We start from the raw sequence: 1,851 nt of genomic DNA, 5'->3' as shown, positions 1-1,851 counted from the left end.
CCGTAGGACCCACGTGCGCATCGTAACGCCAGTATTCCAACTGGGCCTCGGGATGAGACGAGCGCAGGCCGTCGAGCAGGGTGTAGACGCTTTCGGGAACACTCTGAGACTCGCTCAGTTCCGAAGGGGAAAGCCCGGCGGAGGTCAGCACAGAGAGAGGGAGGTTGCGCGCGGAGGCAAGCAGGTGCTTACCCCCGTGCGACCACAGCAGAGAGGTCACCGTACCGTCAGCCGAGGTCACCTGGCAGGGTTTGCCGCAGGGAAGGTACGAAGAGTAGCTCTCAACCGTGCGGAACGTGCCGCCCGAGCCGTCCGTGCTCTCCTCAACGGAGCGGAGGCTGTAGCCGCGGGCGGTCGAGGCGTCGGCCGCGTAACTGATAGACAAATAAAAAAGCAATCCTTGAAACAGACTACTGAATCAAGAATTGCTTTTACTAATGCATATCTCTCAGTGATTTATTAAATAAACTGATTAGACACGCGAATTACCATTCAAGCCAGAAATAATCTGGGGTACGCAAAGTATCCCATAACAGAATACCAACGTTGGGATCACATGAAATGACGATACTGGGGATATTGTCAATCCGATACCGGAATGTACTATCTATCGTTCTTCTCCCACAATATAACACAGTGTCTAAAGACGTAACACGTATCCTTATTTTTATGCTGTCATACCCTTTCTTGTCAAAACTGGCAACTTCCATTCCAAGCCAATCATCATAATATATCAGATTTTGATCATCCGACATGTTTACATACAGACTATCAAATACAAGAGTATCGTTTACCCAGCATTGCACGGAGTCTTTGCCGGTACGTTTTTTAAAATCTGTAAATACTCGAATGATAAAATCATTTGAGGGAATAGAACGATCCAAGCATCCCGCAAGCAAAGCAAGCAGACTTAGAAAAATGAATATACGTGTTTTCATCTCACTACTTATTTATTCATTATTTCATTTTTAATCTTTTGTCTCCAATCTGGTATATGTCGATTCAACTTCTTATGGATATAATTATCCCGAATGGCTTGTATTTGGGAACGATCCAACTGAGTCGCCTTGAGATAGTTTTCCTTTCCCCTCTGAACTATAATTTTTTGCGTCATCAGGTTCTTCGCATCCATTGTATGCTCCAACCCTCCCGAATGTCCGAGTTCATGGGCGAAAGTCCGATTATCATCATTATTCTGCATATTGGAGACCGTATTTGTTCCCACTCTTATGTCTAAGCTATTCATGTAAGTCTCAGCCATAACTACACTACCTTTCTTTTTTGTCAACTGATCTTGATCTACGATCTGAAAGACATGTTCATAGTCCTTTATATCATCCACGGAACTGACAGTCCTCAATTGCAGGTTCATTGTTGAAGTAAAGTTATCGCCAGAAGTCGTATACGCATCATTTACCTGATTTACAATCTTTTCAGTCAATCCTTTCATATCAAGTTCCTGATTACTGGAATTGTTTATCAGAACCGCTCTGACTGTTATTTTGTATTCCATTTTACCAGTCTCCTTGTTGTAATAGGTTTGTATGCGCCAATCTTTTCCATCAGGATCTACACGCCCTACAGGTTCATTTCCACAGTACGCATATGGACTTGAATTGTAATAAGATTCAGAAGATGGATCCACCGTCGTAAACCTTCCCAACGCCGGGTCATACATGCGTGCCCCGTAGTCGTACCAGTTCAGACCGTTCTTCGTGTCCAGCTCCTTCCCGTTGTACTTGTAAGGCTGAACGTTGTTTGACGAAGCAAACAGTCCTCCGAAGGGATAGTAATGGTTCACCTCCTCTACCGTACCGTTCTGATTCAGCACCACCCGGTTGTTCCCCTGAT

General features: G+C 44.8%; 3 protein-coding genes. All 3 read right to left on the bottom strand.

Going from position 1 to position 1,851, the window contains the following annotated elements; translation table 11 throughout:
• The coding region (locus tag BQ8005_RS17780) for a hypothetical protein (RefSeq protein WP_234984105.1) at nucleotides 1-397 on the bottom strand (397 nt) is incomplete at its 3' end.
• Between the two features lie 88 nt (nucleotides 398-485).
• Nucleotides 486-938 (bottom strand): hypothetical protein, encoded by a 453-nt coding sequence (locus BQ8005_RS16720; RefSeq protein WP_075319329.1) that lies wholly within the window; start codon nucleotides 936-938, stop codon nucleotides 486-488.
• 8 nt (nucleotides 939-946) lie between these two features.
• A partial coding sequence (locus BQ8005_RS17480) for an RHS repeat-associated core domain-containing protein (RefSeq protein ID WP_317044848.1) occupies nucleotides 947-1,851 on the bottom strand: 905 nt, incomplete at its 5' end.

Origin of the sequence: Bacteroides togonis (genome assembly GCF_900130135.1) — a bacterium.
In the GTDB taxonomy this organism is placed as follows: Bacteria; Bacteroidota; Bacteroidia; order Bacteroidales; family Bacteroidaceae; genus Bacteroides; species Bacteroides pullorum.
Note: the sequence above shows the minus strand (reverse complement) of the source record. Positions and strands in the feature narration are given on the sequence as shown.

Bases quoted from the DNA above. Each gene is read 5' to 3' on its own strand.
- BQ8005_RS16720 (WP_075319329.1), bottom strand. From the start codon at position 938: ATGAAAACACGTATATTCATTTTTCTAAGTCTGCTTGCTTTGCTTGCG.